This is a genomic window from Vibrio sp. nBUS_14 (assembly GCF_051201655.1).
Taxonomy (GTDB): domain Bacteria; phylum Pseudomonadota; class Gammaproteobacteria; order Enterobacterales; family Vibrionaceae; genus Vibrio.
Genome location: NZ_CP179207.1, coordinates 1,140,806 through 1,161,391, shown reverse-complemented (window position 1 = coordinate 1,161,391; position 20,586 = coordinate 1,140,806). Strand labels below are relative to the sequence as shown.

Annotated in this window: 16 protein-coding genes and 1 pseudogene; 6 read left to right on the top strand and 11 right to left on the bottom strand. The window is 44.1% G+C overall.

Going from position 1 to position 20,586, the window contains the following annotated elements:
- Positions 1 to 158: 158 nt before the first annotated feature.
- On the bottom strand, positions 159 to 2,633 hold the full coding sequence (locus ACMAZD_RS22920; protein ID WP_435249617.1) for a putative bifunctional diguanylate cyclase/phosphodiesterase: 2,475 nt from the start codon (positions 2,631 to 2,633) through the stop codon (positions 159 to 161).
- Positions 2,630 to 3,748: a substrate-binding domain-containing protein gene (locus tag ACMAZD_RS22915; protein WP_435249616.1), complete on the bottom strand. Its 1,119-nt coding sequence runs from the start codon at positions 3,746 to 3,748 to the stop codon at positions 2,630 to 2,632. The genes ACMAZD_RS22920 and ACMAZD_RS22915 overlap by 4 nt, the downstream gene beginning before the upstream one ends.
- Before the next feature lie 81 nt (positions 3,749 to 3,829).
- On the opposite strand from ACMAZD_RS22915, the gene ACMAZD_RS22910 reads away from it, so the two are divergent.
- On the top strand, positions 3,830 to 4,924 hold the full coding sequence (locus ACMAZD_RS22910; protein WP_435249615.1) for a substrate-binding domain-containing protein: 1,095 nt from the start codon (positions 3,830 to 3,832) through the stop codon (positions 4,922 to 4,924).
- A 53-nt stretch (positions 4,925 to 4,977) separates the two neighbouring features.
- Here ACMAZD_RS22910 and ACMAZD_RS22905 read toward each other — a convergent pair.
- From ACMAZD_RS22905 to ACMAZD_RS22895, 3 genes and pseudogenes are all read right to left on the bottom strand, one after another.
- Positions 4,978 to 5,437, bottom strand: a pseudogene (locus tag ACMAZD_RS22905) (alkaline phosphatase family protein); the annotation flags it as partial.
- Between the two features lie 48 nt (positions 5,438 to 5,485).
- Positions 5,486 to 5,818, bottom strand: coding sequence for an Hpt domain-containing protein (locus ACMAZD_RS22900; protein WP_435249614.1), 333 nt, complete (start codon positions 5,816 to 5,818; stop codon positions 5,486 to 5,488).
- Entirely contained in the window at positions 5,812 to 7,401 is a 1,590-nt protein-coding gene (locus ACMAZD_RS22895; RefSeq protein ID WP_435249613.1) for a response regulator, read from the bottom strand. Before ACMAZD_RS22895 ends, ACMAZD_RS22900 begins: the two co-directional genes overlap by 7 nt.
- A gap of 158 nt (positions 7,402 to 7,559) precedes the next feature.
- Here ACMAZD_RS22895 and ACMAZD_RS22890 point away from each other — a divergent pair, with 158 nt between their 5' ends.
- A complete protein-coding gene (locus ACMAZD_RS22890) occupies positions 7,560 to 8,480 on the top strand; it encodes an IS5 family transposase (RefSeq protein ID WP_435246996.1) in 921 nt (306 codons plus the stop codon).
- Between the two features lie 210 nt (positions 8,481 to 8,690).
- Positions 8,691 to 9,719, top strand: coding sequence for an IS630 family transposase (locus ACMAZD_RS22885; RefSeq protein ID WP_435249612.1), 1,029 nt, complete (start codon positions 8,691 to 8,693; stop codon positions 9,717 to 9,719).
- 143 nt (positions 9,720 to 9,862) lie between these two features.
- Here ACMAZD_RS22885 and ACMAZD_RS22880 read toward each other — a convergent pair whose 3' ends face one another.
- Both ACMAZD_RS22880 and ACMAZD_RS22875 read right to left on the bottom strand, forming a co-directional pair.
- A complete protein-coding gene (locus ACMAZD_RS22880; RefSeq protein WP_435249611.1) occupies positions 9,863 to 11,413 on the bottom strand; it encodes a DHA2 family efflux MFS transporter permease subunit in 1,551 nt (516 codons plus the stop codon).
- Positions 11,414 to 11,416: 3 nt separating this feature from the next.
- The gene (locus ACMAZD_RS22875) at positions 11,417 to 12,481 is read right to left on the bottom strand and encodes an HlyD family secretion protein (protein WP_435249610.1); all 1,065 of its coding nucleotides are present in this window, start codon (positions 12,479 to 12,481) and stop codon (positions 11,417 to 11,419) included.
- 127 nt (positions 12,482 to 12,608) lie between these two features.
- On the opposite strand from ACMAZD_RS22875, the gene ACMAZD_RS22870 reads away from it, so the two are divergent.
- Positions 12,609 to 13,511: a LysR family transcriptional regulator gene (locus ACMAZD_RS22870; protein ID WP_435249609.1), complete on the top strand. Its 903-nt coding sequence runs from the start codon at positions 12,609 to 12,611 to the stop codon at positions 13,509 to 13,511.
- A 123-nt stretch (positions 13,512 to 13,634) separates the two neighbouring features.
- On the opposite strand, the gene ACMAZD_RS22865 is transcribed toward ACMAZD_RS22870, so the two are convergent.
- The 4 genes from ACMAZD_RS22865 to ACMAZD_RS22850 form a co-directional block, all read right to left on the bottom strand.
- Positions 13,635 to 15,938 carry a glycoside hydrolase gene (locus ACMAZD_RS22865; RefSeq protein WP_435249608.1) on the bottom strand — a complete coding sequence of 768 codons (2,304 nt, stop codon included), beginning with the start codon at positions 15,936 to 15,938 and terminating at the stop codon, positions 13,635 to 13,637.
- A 118-nt stretch (positions 15,939 to 16,056) separates the two neighbouring features.
- Entirely contained in the window at positions 16,057 to 16,875 is an 819-nt protein-coding gene (locus ACMAZD_RS22860; protein ID WP_435249607.1) for a DUF2861 family protein, read from the bottom strand.
- Positions 16,872 to 17,522: a response regulator transcription factor gene (locus tag ACMAZD_RS22855; protein WP_435249606.1), complete on the bottom strand. Its 651-nt coding sequence runs from the start codon at positions 17,520 to 17,522 to the stop codon at positions 16,872 to 16,874. Before ACMAZD_RS22855 ends, ACMAZD_RS22860 begins: the two co-directional genes overlap by 4 nt.
- Complete coding sequence (locus ACMAZD_RS22850; protein WP_435249605.1) at positions 17,500 to 18,909, bottom strand: DUF3404 domain-containing protein; 1,410 nt, start codon at positions 18,907 to 18,909, stop codon at positions 17,500 to 17,502. Before ACMAZD_RS22850 ends, ACMAZD_RS22855 begins: the two co-directional genes overlap by 23 nt.
- A 272-nt stretch (positions 18,910 to 19,181) precedes the next feature.
- On the opposite strand from ACMAZD_RS22850, the gene ACMAZD_RS22845 reads away from it, so the two are divergent.
- On the top strand, positions 19,182 to 19,715 hold the full coding sequence (locus ACMAZD_RS22845) for a YbhB/YbcL family Raf kinase inhibitor-like protein (RefSeq protein WP_435249604.1): 534 nt from the start codon (positions 19,182 to 19,184) through the stop codon (positions 19,713 to 19,715).
- Positions 19,716 to 19,787: 72 nt separating this feature from the next.
- On the top strand, positions 19,788 to 20,585 hold the full coding sequence (locus ACMAZD_RS22840; protein ID WP_435249603.1) for a helix-turn-helix transcriptional regulator: 798 nt from the start codon (positions 19,788 to 19,790) through the stop codon (positions 20,583 to 20,585).
- Position 20,586: the final 1 nt, after the last annotated feature.

Genomic DNA, 20,586 nt, shown 5'->3' with positions numbered 1-20,586 from the left:
ATTCGGCGTGTAATTACAAGTTAGCCCGGGAGGACACAGCTATTGGCAGTATTCGCGCGATTCTACGTATAAAGAAAGCAAATACCTCAGGAGTAAGGCAAGCAATCTTTGCGGTAAGGTTACTTACCCAATGTAGTCATTTATGCAACTAAGCTCCTTTATGCCTCTTTTGGCCTCTGTTCTGAGTGGATCAAGAAGTAAGACACCCAATCATCAATCGGTAAAGGTCGCGAAAAGAAATAGCCTTGAGCGTATTTACAACCTATCTGACGTAATGTCTCAACATGATTTTGGGTTTCCAGGCCTTCTGCTATTACTGAAAAATCAAGTATTTGTGCGAGTTTTAACACTGCACAGGTAATTTCGTAATCGACTTTAGATGAGTTGATGTCTTCAATAAAACTACGGTCTAGTTTGACGCAATCAGCAGAAAGGTTCTTCAAAACCGACAGCGAAGAATAGCCGGTACCAAAGTCATCAATCGCAATCTTATAGCCCTTCGAGTGCAGTACCTCAATGGTTCTTGAGCAGGTTTGGAAATCTCGCATCATGTCTCTTTCTGTGATTTCAAGAAGCAGTTGATGGGGCTGACAATCTGTTTCATCGAGTATCACTTGCAACTGTTCCGCGAGGTCAGTCATATAGAACATTCGTGCTGAGAAGTTGATAGAGAAAATCACACCCTGTAGGTCGATACCTGAGTGTTGCCATTCAGTGATCAAGTTCGCCACTTTTTTAAACACCCATTTATCGATGTCGATAATAAGGTCGCTTTTCTCTGCGACTTCAAGAAAATCGATAGGTGGAAGCAATCCGAGTTTTGGGTGACGCCAACGAATAAGAGCCTCGGCTCCGATGATTTCTTGAGAACCTAAGTCGACTTTGGGTTGGAAGAATACTTCCAGTTCGTCATTTGCAATAGCTTGATGAAGCCCCATGTTGGTTTCAATTAAGTCATTAACCTCATGTGTCATTTTGTCAGCATAGATACGGTACTGGTCTCTACCATTGCGTTTGGCGTGATACATGGCGGTATCTGAGTTTCTAATCAAGGTTTCGCCGTCCACACCATGAGTAGGGTATTCACACACGCCAATACTGGCTGATACGAAGATAGAATTGTCACCGATGTAGTAGGGCTTCCGCAGTGCTTGATTTAAACGATCTGCGATCGGTTCGCCTTCTTCTAACCCAATGTTTGAAAATACAACCATGAACTCGTCGCCTCCCATTCGAGCGACAAAGCCTTTGTCTCCAACTAGGTTTCTTAGGATGTCAGATACATTGACCAAAAGGTTGTCACCCGGCGCGTGCCCCAGCGAGTCGTTAATGGTCTTAAATTCATCAATGTCGAGGTAAAGCAATAAGAAAGACTCATGGTTTTGGCTCGATCTTCTGATCTCTTCGTCCAATTTTTTCGTCGCCAAAAGGCGATTGGCCAAACTGGTAAGTGGATCATGGTGAGCTAAGAAATCGAAATTTTTCTTCTCTTCGGTGAGTTCTAAATACGCCTCTGAAAGTCGTGAGGCCATGTCATTATAGGCCTTTTCTAAGTGAGACCATTCATCGCTTCTGCCCAAGTTGATTGGTTCTTTGAGGCTCCCAGACTCTAGGCGGTCAAAGCCATGTTTTAGCGCATTAAGCGGTTGTCTAATATGATATCTGACCACGTGGCTTACCAATAACATCGATAACACAAATGCGGAGAGGCTAATAAGGATGGCGTTGAATCTTGATAGACCAATTTCTTTTTCTAGCTGGTCGGTTAATTCTAAAGCTTGGTTTTGGACTCGGGACTCTGTGTTTTTCACCATTTCTAACAAGTCACTCTGTGCTTCTAAAAGAGAGGCCATTACCAACCAACGCTGTTCTAAATTGGCTCTAATTCGTTTTAATGCGGCGTTGTATCGCATTACCGTTCTGCTGATGCGCTTTTTCTCTGCGATAACGGCAGGGGTTTCGATATCAACGTTCTCTAGATGAAGTAAGAATATATCGAGTTCTTTCTCGACCTCAATAAGCAGCACTTTTTCTGTTTCTGGAGTGATGCGACTGTGAATGTCACCGACCATTTTTCCTGAAGTAAGAAAAGATTCACGTAACATGTTGATGAGATCTAACTCGTTGTTGTAACGGATGAAGTCAGGTTTATCTAGGTGTCTAAGTTTGCTGTCGGCGATAGCGAATTCGAGCTGGTCGAGTTGTTCGGCCAAGGTTGCATCAATCTTATTGGTTTGTTTAAAGATCCTATTCAGTGCCAGTGAGCTGCCTAAAAATCGGTGGAAATTGTTAATAAAGGCATCAATTTTTTGCGAAAAACCTTCATTGGTCGACAAATCCCTTAACCTTTGAAGTTGGAAATCAACGTTAAATGCTTCTTCCGACAGTGTGGTTTCACTGAATAAGAAGGTCTGTTCGAGTAATTTCACTCTTGACGTTAAAGTGAAAACTCGACGGCTGATTTCGGAGTTCACTATCAACTCTGAAACGTGCGTGGACGTTTTAGTTTTAAGTGTAGATTCTACGTAATAGAGCGATCGAATCACCATGATAACAGCGAGACTCACAATGAATAACGATAGAAGATTCGAAATAATGAGTCGTTGAGTGATGTTTATCTGATTTAATTTCATTGTGGCTTCCAAATTCTCAGATACGCTTCGCGATAGCCGTTTTTAGGATCGTAGATGCCTTTGTCTTCATGACTTATAAGCTCTTCAACATTGCCTGGCGTGACTAGGTGAACAGGAGCAGAGTAACCGCTAGGCGGCATTTTGTTGAAGGCTCTATTGAGTTCGTCGACAATTTGCCAACCTTGTAAATAAAGAGGCTCTGGTACAGTAGCAAGTTGGAATTGGCCACTATTAATTCGTTTGTATGCGGCTTTGCTACCGTCACCCGCTGAGATATTTTGTGGTATTAGTCGATACTCATCGAGGTTGGCTTCCAAAGACGGGATCGCATAATCAATGTACAAGTCGTTGATGGCTAAAATGTGCGTGATTTTTTCGTCGTACTTCTTCTCGAGTATTTTTAATGTCGCGGGCATTTGCTCCGCTATTTTATCTAACGGTAGGTAGTTCAGTTCAAGGACATCGCACGTTTTGCAACGTTTAATCGTGTTGACCATCGCGTGTGCTTTGATCATCGCTATTTCATAATTAGGGTCGGTGAATACGACGGTTTTGGCTCGACCATTAGAGTTTACAATCGCGAGCAGTGCAGCAACTTCGGCTACAGCCAAAGGATCGGTTGTTATGTTCGTGTATAAGCCAATCTCAGGGTTTCCACTCACCAATTCAGTCGCATGCCAACCAATGACCACAACCCCGAGCTCTTCGGCTTGTTTTAAAATGTCTTTGTGTCGGATAGCATCGATCCCGCCGAGAACAATGGCGTCAGGCTCAAAGCCGAGCGCTTTTCTGATCGCCGCACCTTGGCGGACTTCAGAACCTAAACCGTCGATAAAACGAAGGTGCCAATTGATCTTAGAAATGGCTTCAGATATGCCTTTCCCAACACCATAAACACCGCCGTTACGTAAGTCTGAGGCGACAAAAATAATGCTCTTCTCGTGAAGCACAGCCGGACCATCGGTTGGTCCTCCCCAAGTTCGTTGACTGGAAATCGCTTGCATGACTTTTTCTTCAGCGTATTGGAAGAAATCGTCTTCTGGATTGCCCGCAAAACTGGTTGAGTAGCAGGTGGTAGCGAGCAACAAACTCGCAAATTTTATCGTCTTATTCATGGATTGTATAAAGTGCTTTTAATCATCATCGTTATATATTTATAATAATGTTAATAAACATTCAAACATTTGGTAACAGTTATGATGGGTCAAATTTATAAAAATGTTTTTCCAACCCTACTAACCGCCTGTTTTGCTGTTCCTTGGTTCGTGAACGCTGATGGCATAAGGTCTGACGCTGACTCTATAAAACTGGATAAATTTCAAGAGACTGTAAGTGGAGAGCCGATCTCTTTGGCTACTGCGCCATTTGAAAAAACGGTGAGAATTGCTCTAATTTATCCAAGTGCAGATATTTCTGACTTTTGGATAAGAAATTACACGGCATTGAAGGAGCGACTCATTGCCCTCGAACTTCCATTTGAGATCCAAGAGTTCACATCGAGACAGATTGAACACTCTTTACAAACACAATATACGGATCAAGTCTTGAGCTCTGAGGCACCGTATGACTTCGTGATTTTTGGTCCTTCTGAACTCGGAATACAAGCTGAGAACATTCAAAAGTTATCGGCTTCGACAGAATTCAAAACCTTTATTTGGGCGTTTCATACACCGAACGAGCAATGGGTACATCAACCAGACAGTTGGTTCGATTTCTCTAGTGCGATGGGTGCGAAAGTGCTATGCCAACATGTGTTAGAAGAGTTAGGTAATGAGGTCGAATTCTCTGCGAATCGCGGGATCCCAGGAATCACCGACACGCAGCGCTCACAAGGTTTCATCAATTGTGTAGAAGAGAAAGGCGATTGGTTAACCGTCTATGAGCACTTTGGGCAATATCAAAAAATTGGTGGGGCTGATGGGGTTCGATTGGTTCTCGGTAATTTCCCTGAAGTGACGATGATTCACAATGCAAACACAGCGATGACGATGGGGGCTGTTGATGCGTTAGGTAAAGCCGATATGCTTTCTGAAATATATGTGACGGGTTGGGGCGGAACGGCGAAAGAGATCGAAAAGATTCGTTCAGACGAGTTGGATGCGACTCCAATGAGAATGAGTGATGACCTTGGGGTTGCGACGGCGGAAGCCATTAAATTTCATATAGAAGAGAGGGAAGCCGAAGTACCACTTATCTATTTGGGGCGAATTACTGTTGTGCACAACAAGATGAATGATGAAGAGTTGAATCAGTTAACTAAAGAAGCATTTCGTTACTCGGGTCAGAACTAGGCTTGTTTAATCTGTCTCTTCTCTGCAATCAAATCGTGGTTCAGGTAGATTTAGGGTTGGGCATACAGCCGAATTGCGTCTTTGGTTAAACCAAAATCGTCCTTCAGTCTTTTCTCTACGCCACTCGATAGTAGTGTGTCTTTGTTGAAGTACTGAGTTTGATTGAAGCCAAGTGCATTACAGCAGGTGAAGATTCAGGGACACCGTGGTCGGCAGACAGCATAATTAATGTGTTTCTAGCCCGACTTGATTATCGACGGTTTTAAGAAGCTTAGCCATTGTCGAATCAAGTCGAATCAAGTAGTCTTCTGTTTCTAGGCTTTCAGGGCCATAAAGGTGAGGGATGGTGCGCTGGAAATCACCGAGCTTAACCTTGTGGTCCATGTTGTGTTCTTGCAGGGTGCACTGGTCACGCGGTAACGACAGTTCCCATCTCTGCTTAGAGTATTGAGTTGCAATGGCTTTTTCGTTCCAACGAGATACCCAAGTTGGGTATTCGTCGTAGTAATGATTGACTGGTTTTTTACATTTAGTGTTAACTCATATCAAGACGGGTCAGCACTAATAAGTGCTGAGTAATTCATCGATTTGTTGATTGATGATTTTCATTTCGCTGTATATGACGGAGAGATCGTCAGCCTGAGGCGCTAGTTTATTGAATGTGGTTCGTTCTACATTCTCTAGAGCGACCGTTGCTGTCTCTTCGCCAAAGCTAGCCAATATTCCTTTCAAAGTATGCACAGTAAAATGAAGCTTGTCCCAGTCTTGCTGTTGTACTAGTTCTTCTATTTCTTGTAACGAATTTCCGTGATCTTCTTGGTAGGTTGATAACACAGCGAAAATTACGTCTCTGTCGTTATCTAAGTAAGCGTTTAAAGCATCAAAATCTAGCATGTGGACTCCTGTCGGCTGCATGTTGAAAATGGATTGGGCGGCTTAGTAGAAAAACCGTTGCGTGATGAGTCACTGATCCATTGGTTCCATCTTGGTGGAAGTTCTAGTTGAGTCAGTTCTTCTATGTATTCGTCGCCAAGGTTTGTTTCTGTGTGAGCGTTATTGACGGCATATAGATAGTCAAGTTTAGCGGCGACTGAATAAGGATAGCTGTGAATATAATCTTTCAATTCTTGAATCGATCCCGAATTCCCGATATTGATGCAAGTCGAAGGATCGGCCGTGTTTGACGTCAGTTGATCTTGTACTTTCTCACCACGAGATTTTAGGCATTCAGCCACAAGGTGATATAAAGAGTATTCACCAAAATGATTGAGCAAAGGCAGCAATTGAGCGAGCAGCGAAGTGGGTTGGTTGAAAAAATGATTCGATAAAAGCTTGGTTGCTCGTATCACTTTTTTATGGGCAACCGATGGGCTGTTTTCTATCAGTAATATACTGCATTGAAACAGAGCAAGGCTTGCTAGCACTTGTTGTTGCAGTTTCGCAGGCAGCTTTAAATTAACCAACTCAGTAAATTGATTGGCGTGCTCAAGCAACATACGTTTGTTCTGTGTTTGAGTTTCGCGTTGGTAGGTCGCTTTTAGAGAGTCATAGTGCGTACCAATGGAATGAATCAAATCAATGTCGGCGGATGAAATGTGGGTCGCGTACATTTCCCCAAGCTTAATCAGCATGTGCGTATTGTCGACATTCTCCGCTAAGTCGATCGCTCTTATCGCGCGATGGCTGATGCTTGGTGTCATTTCAAATGCTCTGATCGCAAGCTTAAGCGCAGGCAGCAGCATCTTATGTTTTTCATAGATGCAGCTTAAACAATCAATCACGTTCAATGACAATGGCTGAACAATCAAGTAATTGTGAAGTTTCTCTATCGCCAGATTCGGTTTACCTAAGCTATCTAAAATCAATGCCTCAGCTACTAACTTGGTTGGGTGCATTTTTGTTTTCGAGTTAGTGATAACATTCGACAGCAAGTTCCATTTTTGACCCGCAATTAAATGCTCAATGAGTGTTGCCTCGAACTGAACATTCACTTGGTTATTCGGGATGTCTAACGCCTGTTTAAGCAACTCAGGAGTGTTAATCGGGTACAGACGGTTTAGTTGGTCAATTTGCTGCGACTCGAACACCGCGTTTTGGATTTTCTTACCTAACGACTGAGTGTGAATCGGCTTAGAAATGAAATGGTGCGCCTCGCCAGAGAGGGCGGTTAATACGGTTTCTTGACGCATGTCTCCAGAGAGCAAAATCGTCGCTACCGTATGATCGATAAGTCTATTTCGATATAGGATCCCTAAAAGTTCAAACCCCGTAAAGGATTGCTCTAAGTGGTAATCGATGAGGAGTACATGAAAAGAGTGCGTCTCGACCGCTTTAATGGCTTGTCGATAATCCGTTGCAATAAAAATGCAGTCATGCGCAATGCCTAGGCTCGCCAATTGTTGCTTGATGAGTATCGTTGCACTTTTAGAGTCGTCGACAATCAAAACCCGTAGGTCTGGTGGTAAGGTCAAATCCATTTTCATCAATACCAAATGTTATTTTTAATTTAGGTGCTAGGTTGACATTGTCAAGGTGCCTAGCTCACATGTAAATAATGGCCTTGTTGCTTAAATCGATGGAACTAAATCAGGAAGCTACGATCTGATCGGATACACCCATCAATCGTCGTAGTCTCATGCCTAAACCTCGTTACAAAACAACTAACTGGAAGCAGTATAATAAAGCCTTAATCAACCGTGGCTCTCTGACTTTTTGGATTGATGAGGAGACGTTAGCCGAGTGGAAGCAAAACAAACAAGGCAAGCGTGGTAGACCTCGCCGATTCAGCGACTTAGCCATTACTACCGCTCTGATGGTGAAACGCGTTTTCTCTATGCCATTGAGAGCGCTGCAAGGTTTTCTAGACTCCGTCTTTAAGCTGGCTAACATCCCTCTGGTTTGCCCACACTACACCTGTATAAGTCGTCGATCTAAGGATGTTGAGGTTTCATTTAAAACTAAAACCAGAGGTGCGATACAACACCTAGCCATTGATGCCACTGGTCTCAAGGTTTATGGCGAAGGTGAATGGAAGGTCAAGAAGCATGGAACTGATGGGAAGCGAAGAGTCTGGCGTAAGCTGCACATCGCAGTAGATACAAGCACCCACGAAATAGTCGCAGCAGAGCTGAGCTTATCTAACGTAACCGATGCCGAAGTGCTCCCCAACTTACTTAATCAGACACGTCGGAAAATCATTGAGATATCAGGTGATGGCGCTTATGACACAAGGAATTGCCATGATGCCATACGGATCAAGCGAGCTGTTCCGCTCATCCCACCAAGAGAAGGGGCTGCCTTCTGGGAGCGTGGTCACCCCCGAAATCTCGCCGTGGGTTGCCAGAAGTTATATGGCTCAAATAAGTATTGGAAAGAGCGGTATGGCTATCATAAGCGCTCTCTATCAGAGACCGCGATGTACCGAGTAAAACAGCTGCTAGGTGGGAAATTAAGCCTGAGGAACTACAACGCTCAAGTTGGCGAGACTTACGCTATGATTAAAGCCCTGAATAAGCTTACAGGGCTTGGTATGCCTGAAACACAGTATATCGATTAAGAATTAAGCACAATGGGGCAGGCATGCCTTCTCTCTGAATTAAGCAACAAAGCCGTAAATAATCAATAAACTATTGGTAATTAAAGAGTATTCGACAACATTTATTAAACCTAGTTTACATTTTCTATTTTCTCCTAAATCTTATGTGGTTATACCCGTGATCATTGAAAATGCTTGATTTTCAATGAAATCAGGATCATGCTACTCACCATGAAAATGGTACTAACTCCTGAGCAAAAACAACAACTCGAACAGATGCACAATACTGAGCGTGATCGTCGAGTATGCGACCGTATAAAAGCTGTCTTGCTAGCTTCCGAAAGTTGGAGCCCGCCTATGATCTCTCAAGCCCTTCGTATCCATGAATCTACAGTTGCTCGTCATCTTAGTGATTATGCTCTATCTGAAAAACTTAAACCTGAGAATGGCGGGAGCCAGAGTCTACTTTCTGATACTCAGACGATGCAGCTCATCGAGCATTTGACTGAGAAAACCTATTTTCATACGCGTCAAATCGTTACTTACGTCGAAGCTGAATTCGGTGTGAGCTACACCGTTTCTGGGATTAATAAGTGGTTACATCACCACGGTTTTGCATACAAAAAGCCCAAAGGTGTACCACATAAACTAAAGCCTGAAGAGCAGCAAGCATTTATCGAGTATTACAACGAGGTACTTAAGCCCAAGGATGCGCCTGTACTTTTCATGGACGCCGTTCATCCAACTCAATCAACAAAACTTAGCTGTGGCTGGATCCGTAAGGGACAGGATAAGCTAATTGAAACGACAGGTAGCCGCACTCGAGTGAATCTAATCGGTGCTCTGTCATTGAAAAACATCAGCGCAACGATCACAGATACTTATGAAACGATAGATAGCGAGAGTATTGTTCGCTTCTTTTGGAAACTCAAGAAAGAGCATTATCCACTAGAGCAAACCGTGCATATTGTGCTTGATGGTGCAGCCTACCATCGGTCAGAAATGGTTAGGAATGCGGCAAAAGTACTCAATATAGAGCTTCATTACTTACCCTCATACAGCCCAAACTTAAATCCAATAGAGCGGCTTTGGAAAGTAATGAATGAGCATGTGAGGAACAATGTCTATTTTCCCTCCAAAACAGCATTCACCTCTGCTATCAAAAAGTTTTTCGATGTGACGTTACCAGAAGTTGCAGGCTCACTTGTATCCAGAATTACAGATAATTTTCAGGTACTGATACCTGCATCTTCAAGTTGAAAGGGTATATGCAGGTTATATCAATCAAAAAGAGGCAAGCCGTTAAGCTTGCCTCTGTTTTTGTTATTCAAGTTTTCTTCGATATTCTGCTATGAACTCTGTGCGTTACTCTCGATAGTAACGCCTAGCAGCAGTCTCTAGCTCTAATCGCGCATATTCAGAATTAATACAGCGGCTAACGCTAAGAATGCCGTCATCATTAAGAACACATCGTTGTAAGCCATAATAGTAGCGTCACGTTGCATGGTACCAAGTAGGCTTGTTTGCGCTTGTTGCATCGCAGTCGCGGCATCACTGCCAGATTGGATAAAGAAAGCTTGCTGATCTTTGAGGGTTTGCCAACCTAAATGACTGACAGAAGGCAGTGACTCTTTGATGTGTGCTAGATGCTCACGGGTTTTGTTATCCAGTAGCGTAGCGATAATCGCAATACTGAACGCGCCGCCTAAGTTACGCATTACGTTGGTTAAGGTCGAAGCGTCAGGGGTATCCATTTTGCTGATGTTCTTCATAGCAACCAAAGACAGCGGAACCATAATAAATGGGCTACCAATAGCACGCAGAACCATAGACAAAATCAACTGCTGGCCACCAAAATCAATGGTCATGTGGGTGTTTACGTAACAACTTAACCCGAACATCGCGAAACCAAAGGTCACCAAGTATTTAGGCTTAATGATTTGCGTCAGCTTGGGCACGATTGGGAATATCAGCAATTGTGGGAAACCCATCCACATCAGGACTTCGCCAATCTCCATCGCGTTGTATTGCTGGATTTGCGTTAAATACAGAGGTAATACATAGATAGAGCCGAGCAACGCCATCCCCAAGATCAGATAGGCGATACAAGACATCGCAAACTGCGCATCCCGCAATAGCCGCAAATTCACCAGTGGCTTTTTATGTTGTAGCTCGTTTATCACGAAGTAAACCAAACTCACTGCAGACACAATACTCAGGCCCACTATAAAGCTCGAGCTGAACCACTCTTCGCGGTTACCTTCTTCTAACACCACTTCCAAACAACCTAATCCGAGCGCCATAGTTGCGATGCCGAACCAGTCGGCTTTTTTCAGCGTACCAAGGTCGAGTTTTTCATCGTCCAAGCCATACCGGATCATGGTGATCACGAGCAGAGCGGGCGGGATATTGATGTAGAAAATATAGTGCCACGAGAAGTTCTCCGTCAGCCAACCACCAAAGGTAGGGCCGATAGATGGAGCAAAGGTCGCGGTTACACCAAACAGTGCCATGCCGACTGCTCGTTTATTTATGGGTAACAGTTGTATAACCAGCGAGAAGGCGAGTGGGATTAATGCACCACCACTAAAGCCTTGCATGGCGCGGAATATGATCATCGAGGTCATATTCCACGAGAACGAACATAACAGAGAGGAAATGGTGAAAATGGCCGTCGTCCAAGTTATATAACGGCGTTTACCGAGCGCTTTAGAAAGCCAACCGCTGAGTGGGATAGCAATCATCTCTGCGACCAGGTATGACGTAGAGATCCACGAGCTTTCATCTAAGGTTGCAGATAGTGCGCCTTGAATATCTTTGAGAGACGAGTTGGTGATCTGAATATCCAAAATCGCCATAAACGCGCCAATCAAACCGCCAAATAGGGCGATGCAATGACGTCTTGAAACCTCGCCATCATCATTAGTGTGGGTGACAACACCAGCGTTACTCATGGTCTAGCCTCGTTTATCGATGGTCGCTACCACAGATAAACCAGGAAGCAATCGACCTTTCAACTCTTGCTGGTCTGAGATAGTAATTTTCACAGGCACACGTTGAACGATTTTAGTGAAGTTACCTGTCGCGTTTTCTGGCGGTAGCAGAGCAAACTTGGCGCCAGTCGCAGGAGAGAAGCTGTCTACCACGCCTTCAAGTGGTTGGCCTGGGAAAGCGTCCAATTCCACTTCAACAGTCTGACCTTTGTGAATGCCGCTTAGTTGTGTCTCTTTGAAGTTGGCTTCAATCCACACTTGGTTGTTTGGCACCAAGCTCATTAGTGGGGCGCCTGCTTGAATCAGTAAACCTTCACGGACACTTCGCTTGCCAATCACGCCGTCTGTTGGCGCGTATACTTTGGTGTAATCCAGATTAAGCTGCGCTTGTTGTTCTTGCGCCTGAGCTTCGGTCACTGAGGCCTTTGCTTGTTCGATTTCGCTGGCAATTACGATCAATTGATCGTTACTTGCGACGAGGTTTGCTTTTGCTTCTTCGAGTTCTGCTTGGGTGACTTTTTGTTGTGCGACCATGCTGTCGACTTCATCTTGCGAAGCATAGTTACGTTTCAATAGGCTACGAGAGCGAATGACTTGCTGAATAGCACGCTCGTATTCGGCTTGTGCTGAATCGACACGGCTTTCGGCTTGGTTAATTTGGCTACGTTGTAACGTTTGTTGTGCGACAAGGTTGCGTACGCTTGATTCGACTACTGTTAAATGGGCGTGAGCTTGTGCAAGTGCGGACTGGTAATCACGATCATCAATTTGAACCAATAAATCGCCTTCTTTAACCGACTGGTTATCACTGACGTAAGACTTAACAATGTAGCCAGACACTTTTGGACTAATATTGGTGATGTCGCCTTGTAGGTAGGCATTATCGGTCGATTCGAAGTACTGGCCATAGCCATACCAATATCCAGCGCCAGCTAACCCCAATGACAGCATGATCGCAGTAGCAATAAGCGGTGCTTTTTTACGTTTTTTTGTGCTTACTGGTTGCGAAGCTTTATTGATATCTGTCATTTCTTTTTCTCATTTTGATTTCATTTAGATGTAACGAATTGTAAATGAATCTCATTGATTGATAAGATAGGAAAAAAGAGAAACACTGTTGCAAAAATCTTACTAATGAGAGTTTTGGAGAGGTCGGATGGACTTAAATGCAGTCACTATTTTTACACAAGTCGTTGATTGTGGCAGTTTCACACATGCCGCTGAAGCGTTGAATATGACCAAGTCGACCGTAAGCCGAAAACTTGCTGAGCTAGAACAGCACTTAGGTGTGAGGTTGATCACTCGTTCGACACGAAGTTTGGTGTTAACACCGGAAGGTGAGCGCTTTTATCAATCGAGCATGCAAATGCACGAGATCATGAACCAAGCTGAATTAGAAGTTTCAGCTAACCAAGACCTGATTCGAGGCCCTCTAAACGTTGTGCTTCCTGTTGAGTTGGGGCACCAAGTACTGGCGAAGTATATTCACAGCTTTCTGCTTGAACATCCGAACGTAACGATGAACTTGGAACTGACTAACCGTGAAGTCGACATTATTGGTGAAGGCATCGACCTTTACGCGCAGATTGGTGAGTTGGTCGATTCTAGCTTGGTCTCTCGTTATTTAACGACCTCTGGGCGTGTATTGGCCGCGAGCCCAGAGTATTTAGAACAATTTGGTGAAATCAAAACACCGAAGGACCTCAAACCCCCATTTCGAATGATCGAGGTCTCGAATAAAGCGGCGCGTTTGCCTAAATGGAAGTTACAGCTTGATGATGGTGAATCTGAGCTGATAGAGCTTCCAAGCCAACTCAAGGTGAATACCATTACGGCATGCCTTACTGCGTGTGTTGACGGGCTAGGGCTTGCTGTACTGCCTGAATTTATCTGTAGAGATCATTTCAGAACTGGCCGATTGGTGCACTTACTGCCTGAATACGACATGCCACAAGTCACGGTAAGCTTGGTGTATGCAGACAGACAACTGATGCCCAAGCGCAAAAAGGTATTCATTGATTATCTACTCACGGCATTTCAAAGCCGCAAACATGAGTAGCTTTTTGTCTAACTACTCTCAAGTCGCGACACAAGTATTCAGTTCTTTAGTCCGAAATAGAAAGTTAAAGAACTGAAGAACTGAAGAACTGAAGAACTCACTAGCGAAACAATAAGAGTTCGATCAATTGAGCTCTGGTTCCCACTCTACAACTTGTCCATTACTTAATACGGCTGTGATAGACGTTGCCGCAACATCGACACCGTTTTGGTGAAACGTTTGGTCAGAGAAGTTTGCGATGATCTTGCTACCGTCATTGAATACGGTTTGTTGAACCTTGCCGCTCTTATCCAGCCATATGAAGTCAACCAGCGTTTTGTCCCATAGTTGTTCGTGTATTGGCTCAAATCCATCTTGATAATGCTTCAATGCCTTAAGCCTTGGGCTTGAGTTCGATAACGCTTCATCTCTTGTTAAATGAACCATCGCTGGCGTGTTGTAAAGCATGGCCGTTAAATCGCGATTGGCTTTTACATTGGTGAATTTTAAGCTGTCTGAATGCCAGTGGTGGGTGTTAATCACTTCGTCATGGAATACGGCTTGGTATAGCGGAATTCGGTATTGAGGTGAAAACAGCAATGACTTGTAGGGCTCTTTAACCTCTGCAGGCTTAAAGAAGAAATCAGGCTTATGATCAGGATACCAACGGCCCAAGTAATAAGGCGACTTACGGTTTTCTTTCATGTCTTTGTCTGTCCAACCAAAACCAACCGTTTCTAAGCCATGTGCAAAGGCGATGCCTTTTGTTGTCAAGCTATTCCCATCTTCAGAACCAAGCACCAAATCTGGTTGCTCGCTTAACCACTGCATGCGGTTATTGAAGGCAGAAAGCATATGCGTCTCACTGGTGTTGTCCCGATAATCTTCACGGGCCATTGCTGTCGCATCAACATCTAGGAACAGGCTATTGAAGTGACCAAAGCGCATGATGTCGAGAGTGCGCTGCTTTACGTAATCTAAATGGCAATTCGGATTCAAGTAAAAACCGTTTCCTCGGAATCCTTTTTTCATGCTGCCATCGGCTAACTCAATCGAGCAAGTCTCGCGAATGGGCTTCGGCAGTTGAGCTGTTAACCAGTTGTCGTTCAAACTGGCGGGTATTGCAGTGTTGTAGGAATCGTAGGTGCCGACCAGATAACCGGACTTTTTAGCCAGTTCGACGGCATTGGGTTGATAGAATGCTGGCATCCAGTTATCGAAGCCCAACCAAAGCTTATTTAATCCTGCTTTGTTCAGATTGTTGACCATATCTGATGATAAGGCTTGCCCCCAAGTCTCAGGTGTATTGAGATAAGAAGAGGCGTGTTTAATCAACCAGTTCTTCTTATGTTGAGCTGCAGTGTGTTGAGCTTTAATTGAGTTATCAGCAAGTGTTGGCGTTGCAACAGGGTACAAGCCTTGTAATGATCGGTTGATAGAGTCCAACAACAGCTGTTTGTGATATTGGCTAAGCCAATCTTTACCCTTGGATAGAGTTGATAACTCTCGCTTCGCTTCACTTGAAATGTTTAGTTGAGAGTCTTCTAGGTACCAAGCTTTTAATCCCCACCAGTCGCTCACATCTTCGATGCTCAACGGGTCTTTACCAAACAGATAAACCTGGCTTGCGCCAATTAGTTTACTCACATTTGAATTACGCTTTTGCTTTTCGACAAGCGATTCAGAGAGACCATGATCAATACGCCAATCGCGGTATTGTTTGGCGCCGTCTAACCAAGAGTCTCCAATTGTTATACGAACCGTAAAAGGCTGTGATTGATTCAGCGTGGTAAATTGATGTGAAGCGCTCATATCAATCTTGGTCTTTTTATCGGAGAACGCATCAGAAAAAAGCAATTGGTTGTTGGTTGGGTTAATCATCTGATAACTGATGAATTGATCATTTTGTTGTACAGTCCAAAACGGCATCTTTAAGTCTTGAGTGGTGTTACTTCCTGAATGATTGTCGACTAGGTAATTGGCCCATGGCTTATTGTTGGTAGGTACACGCATGCCTTCGCTAAAAGGCAGGAATAGGGTTTGAGTTTGTTGTTCTGCAAGGTCAAACCAAGCAAGTTCAATGGGTTGGTTTCGCTTTACGTGTGTGTTTGAAGGTAAGGTGAATTGGACAAGAAGATCACCTTGCTTAAGTTCAGCTTCAACATGGACTCCACTTGGCACTAGCGTCCAAGAAGCCTTGGTTTTAGAGTCTGTGATTAGGTGAGTGACTTTTTGAGGCTGACGATCAACGGTCAGAGCAGCGCTATTAACGCTTAAGTCATTCCAATCTATCGCTAATGTTTGTGTTGAAATCGATACTGTGTCGCTGTTGTTGGTATTCGTTAGAGTTATCTGGCTGTTTTGTGCGTTTGCCGAGAACGCACAAGTGCTGAAGAGAGCAGCGATGGCGAAAGACGTAAAATTAAGTTGATGACGAACATTGAGCATATCTAGATTCCGTAAAGAGTAAGTACGGTTATTACACCTAAGTCGTGTTAGTGCTTTGTCACCTATATGTCTCTATTCTTTTCATTGGGTGTTTAATGCTTTCTTATGCAAGATTAACTTAAAAAGGCACCGAGACACGTTGCACGTATTGGACTTCAATTGCGCCTTGGTATTCAAACATTTCAACCGATGCACTTAAGTGTTTAGCTTTCGTTCCGGCCGGGCTTTCTGTAGGAACAGATACTTGCGTTGTTTTGATTGGCACCTTGAAACCTAACATATCGTAGTTTTCATCAAACCACTGCCAACTGACATTGGTGTCTGGGCAGTTGTCGATTATCTCGGGCGGTGTTACCACAATATGCGGGTCGTTGAGTTTACTTTCGAGTGCTAGCCACCGCTTGTTATCGTCCAAAGCGACAACAATAGGGTAGTTGTTTGATCCTATTATTAACTGATAAACACCCGATTCAGGCTTGAGGAACATCTCGCTGGTTTCGATCTTTTGATATTGGACATCGACATTGAGCTGTCCTTCGATAACCACTTTTCCATTAGGCGAAACCAGAGAGATACGTTGCGTTTGATCTTCTGACGCTTCGCTGAGTTGCTCCGCAGACACTTTGATCTGATAGCCTTGTGACGATAGACCGTGGCGTTTGATAAAGCTGACTTGGATGTGGTTGTTGGGCGTAGCACTTTGTTCAAGAGTGTTTCCGCATTGAGTTCGACTCAGGATTTCTTGTTTTACGGGTAACCAAAGTTGACTATCTAGCTCCGCCTGATCAAGCGCGATTTGCAGTTCTTGCCATGCCACTTGCGGTTGATCATCGAGCAGTGATTGATAGGTGTGTTGCAATGGCGTATTGGTGAACCAAGCTGCATGACACGCAAAGGGCAATGTGCAGAGCAGTGCTGTTAATGAACTTACTTTCATTGTGATTCCCCAGCCAAACGATAACCAACTCCACGATGCGTTTCTAGATTCAGCGTTGGTAGCTTTTGACGTAAACGCAGTATGTGGTTATCAACGGTTCGTGTACTTGGGAATGCTTGATATCCCCAGATTTTATTTAATAACTCATCTCGGTGGAACACGCGCCCTTGGTTTTGAACAAACAAAACCAATAGCTGAAACTCTTTCGGCTTGAGCGCGATAGGGTTGTCATCCAAATAAGCGATTCTCTCGGACAAGTTGATTTGAATATTGGCGTAATGCAAGTGGCTAACACCTAACGGGCGAAGTTGTGTGATCACTCGAGCCAGCAATTCCTCGTTCGAGAAAGGCTTAGTTACGTAATCTTTAGCGCCAGCCATTAGCCCTTCTACGCGTTGTTGAACTTCCACTTTTGCGGTTAACACAATCACAGGCAGGGCTTTGAGCAGTAACCAATTTGGCAAATTTCGTAAGCTGTCGCCGTCTTCAAGTTGTCGATCAAGTACCACGAGATCGGCGCGTAACCACAACTTACTGACACTCTGAGCGTCTTGCACCCAAAGGCATTGATAACCATTGGACTCAAAGAAACTGACAAGCCCTTGTCCTAGCAGTTGGTCGTCTTCAATCAGCAGTAGGGTGTTCATAAGCGATTTCCAAAATACATCGGGTTGGATTACGGTGAATGATGAGACGGCCATTCGCTTGTTTCATCAAGTGCTCGACAATAGTTAGGCCAATGCCCATGTTATCTTGTTTGTGATTGGCGCACGGTGTTGTTCTTGAAATAAGTCGTTGTATCAAAGAGGGGAAGTGACCCTCATCTTGTACCTCTATACTCAGCTTATCGGCAAGGGTGACCTTGACTAAAACCTTACCTTGCCCGTGCTGCTTGGCATTCTTGATCAAATTATCAAGGCAAATGGTTAGCCAGTAATAAGGCAGGTTAAGTTCAACATCTCTTGCTTCACATTGATAAGCAATATTGTGCTTTTCGCAAACATGGTCGAGCCACTCTTCTAATGATGCGTTCTGCTTCAATAAAGGCTCGGACTGATCGGCACTTAGATACACTTTACTGTTTTGAGTAAGCTGAGAGAGCCTTTGATAGTCTGAGATTAAGCGCCAAACTGCGCCTTGGGTATCATCGGGAAATTCATCGTAGCGATTTCTGAACATTTCGACGGTTAAGCCAAGGCTAGTGATCGGTGTGCGCAGTTCATGTGTGAGAAGCTGCAACACAAACTGTTTCTCTTTACGTTCTTTTCTTCGCAGATATAAGGCTCTACTTAGCACGGAAAAGAGCGTTAAAAGTAATGTGAGAGTCACAAGTTTCATGACAAGCCTGTCGTTGCTCGACTCGCTCAGACATAGGTTACTGTAACGAAAAGAACAGTTTTCACCCGACAAGGTCACTTGTTGTTGCTCGGCAATAGGCTGCCAAACTTCTGATGGAATCGCTTTCCAGCCTTGCTCGCCACTTAACCAAAGTACATCACCTTGTTGCCAAGCTCGGTATCCATTGAGCAATGCCTCTTTTCCGTCTGCGGTTAAGCTTTCGAGCTTGGTAAACAACGGGTGCAGAGGATTACTGATACTCAAAAACGAATGGACTTGGTCACTGTTCTCTGGGTAATGAGCAACATAACGATCAGCAAAACTGCCACCAGCAGGGTGTCGTTTTGAGTGTCCCGCAAACCAGATTGAATCCAACGGTTGTTCCTGACACAAAGCGAGTTCGAATTCGATGGCATCGTTCAAAGAAGGGTTGGTGCTTTCAATCGCTTGGCAGTTGTCTTTTACCGAGGCTAACTCTGAGATGTCGTCCCAACTGAACTTGTTGAAGTCCGGGTAACGACTGCTTTCTTGAAGAAGCGCTTTCGGGTATTGGGTTAACTCTTGCTGAGAAACTGAGATAGGAGATGATTGCCAACTGAGTTGATACAGGGTTTGCCACTTGTCTTGCAAACTTTGGGCATTGGCTAGCGTAGGGAGCCAAAGGGTCAAACAAAGAGCTAATGTCAGCCTGCGCATCCAGTCATTCTCGTTAAAAGTTGGTTGGGTGAGTCTAAAGTGTTTTGGTCAAGTTTTGTAACCTGAATGTCAACAAGTGCACTTTTGTTTAAAACTGTGATTAGCATGCAAGATAAATAATACAGACAGCTAGAACTATGTACTTGCATAAGGACGATGAATTTCAGTAAGTATCATTTATTTGAGTTTAATTAGACAATTGTGTACTTATTGTCACTTTTAAGCCTGAGCAACTCACTATACTGAGTTCAAACTTAATCAGAGGAACAATCATGAAAGCACTCATTAAATCAGTATTGGCAATTAGCATCTTAACAGCGGGCTCGGCTCAGGCATTCGAATTAACCAGTAATGATATTCAAGAAGGTCACCCAATGGCGAAGAAGTTTGAATATTCAAGCTGGGGCTGTGATGGCGATAACTTGTCACCTCAGTTGATGTGGAAAGACGCGCCAAAAGGCACCAAGAGCTTTGCAATTACGGCTTACGACCCAGATGCACCAACTGAAAGCGGCTTTTGGCATTGGGTGGCGTTTGATATCCCAGCAAGTGTAAATGAACTTCCTCGTGCGGCTGATATTACAAAGCTAGGCGGTAAAGAAGGGCGCATCGATTACGGAACAGTCGGTTTTGGTGGCGCCTGTCCTCCAGAAAATGATGGCATGCACCGCTATCAGTTCACCGTTTGGGCATTACCAACCGATAAGCTTAACTTAGACGAAAATACACCATCTGCTGTTGTGGGTTTCACCTTGAATAGCATGGCGCTAGACAAAGCGAAGCTGACAACGACTTACACTCGTTAGTTTGCTAATCAAGCAATCAGTATCAGACGAACAATAAGTACAAGAAATACAAAAAACAGATAGGGGGATGAGATGAATCATCAATATCAAGTGACAGTCTTTCGTGCCGAGCAGTTACAGAAGCTGCGCAATGTGAGGATTCTATCCCCTAGTATTATTCAAATAATCACAGGCAGTAAGCGCCTGTTTTGGAAAGAGTCAGCAGCAGAGCTTTCTCACTCTGAGCTGCTGTTGTGTGAAGCATCGGCATCATTGAGTTTCGAGAACATGCCTCACAAAGGACGTTTCCTTTCGCGCGTATTCAGTTTTCATTTCCAACCTACGCAAGCCATGCTCGATTTAAGTGAAGAGCGAGCAAATGAACTGGTCTTACCCACCGTTGAAGCTGACCGTTGTTTGCAAGATTCGCTCAATGCGTTGTTTACGTTTGATCGTCAGAGCATAAGTGAGCAAACCCAACAGTTTTGGTTACAGGGTTTGTATCAGCAATTAGCGGAGAAGGGCGTGCTGCATCGACTATTTATAAGCTCAAACGTTTCGTTTAGCCAAAAGCTTAGTCACTACCTTTCGCATTCACCGGACGATAAGCATTCGTTGGAATCGGTAGCCGAACGTTTTGCTATGAGCCGCGCCACGCTTATCCGTAAGTTAAAACTTGAAGGCATGCAATACCGCGAGGTGCTGGCGGAAGTGCGCTTAAGTCACGCACTTTTTCTGATGCAGAATGGCCAACAGAACGTTGCAATGCTGGCTCAGTCTTGTGGTTATCAATCAGAGGGGCGTTTTAGCCAACGTTTCAAGGGCAAGTTTGGTTTGTCGCCGAGTGAATACATCAAGACAGTTTCGAGTGATAGAGTCGCAAAGTCTTAAT

Excerpts from the sequence above, each read along its gene's own strand:
- ACMAZD_RS22890 (WP_435246996.1), top strand. The coding sequence starts at position 7,560 with ATGCCTAAACCTCGTTACAAAACAACTAACTGGAAGCAGTATAATAAA.
- ACMAZD_RS22870 (WP_435249609.1), top strand. The coding sequence starts at position 12,609 with ATGGACTTAAATGCAGTCACTATTTTTACACAAGTCGTTGATTGTGGC.
- ACMAZD_RS22885 (WP_435249612.1), top strand. The coding sequence starts at position 8,691 with ATGAAAATGGTACTAACTCCTGAGCAAAAACAACAACTCGAACAGATG.
- ACMAZD_RS22900 (WP_435249614.1), bottom strand. The coding sequence starts at position 5,818 with ATGCTAGATTTTGATGCTTTAAACGCTTACTTAGATAACGACAGAGAC.
- ACMAZD_RS22915 (WP_435249616.1), bottom strand. The coding sequence starts at position 3,748 with ATGAATAAGACGATAAAATTTGCGAGTTTGTTGCTCGCTACCACCTGC.
- ACMAZD_RS22910 (WP_435249615.1), top strand. The coding sequence starts at position 3,830 with ATGATGGGTCAAATTTATAAAAATGTTTTTCCAACCCTACTAACCGCC.
- ACMAZD_RS22850 (WP_435249605.1), bottom strand. The coding sequence starts at position 18,909 with ATGCGCAGGCTGACATTAGCTCTTTGTTTGACCCTTTGGCTCCCTACG.
- ACMAZD_RS22855 (WP_435249606.1), bottom strand. The coding sequence starts at position 17,522 with ATGAACACCCTACTGCTGATTGAAGACGACCAACTGCTAGGACAAGGG.
- ACMAZD_RS22840 (WP_435249603.1), top strand. The coding sequence starts at position 19,788 with ATGAATCATCAATATCAAGTGACAGTCTTTCGTGCCGAGCAGTTACAG.
- ACMAZD_RS22865 (WP_435249608.1), bottom strand. The coding sequence starts at position 15,938 with ATGCTCAATGTTCGTCATCAACTTAATTTTACGTCTTTCGCCATCGCT.
- ACMAZD_RS22875 (WP_435249610.1), bottom strand. The coding sequence starts at position 12,481 with ATGACAGATATCAATAAAGCTTCGCAACCAGTAAGCACAAAAAAACGT.
- ACMAZD_RS22845 (WP_435249604.1), top strand. The coding sequence starts at position 19,182 with ATGAAAGCACTCATTAAATCAGTATTGGCAATTAGCATCTTAACAGCG.
- ACMAZD_RS22860 (WP_435249607.1), bottom strand. The coding sequence starts at position 16,875 with ATGAAAGTAAGTTCATTAACAGCACTGCTCTGCACATTGCCCTTTGCG.
- ACMAZD_RS22880 (WP_435249611.1), bottom strand. The coding sequence starts at position 11,413 with ATGAGTAACGCTGGTGTTGTCACCCACACTAATGATGATGGCGAGGTT.
- ACMAZD_RS22895 (WP_435249613.1), bottom strand. The coding sequence starts at position 7,401 with ATGGATTTGACCTTACCACCAGACCTACGGGTTTTGATTGTCGACGAC.
- ACMAZD_RS22920 (WP_435249617.1), bottom strand. The coding sequence starts at position 2,633 with ATGAAATTAAATCAGATAAACATCACTCAACGACTCATTATTTCGAAT.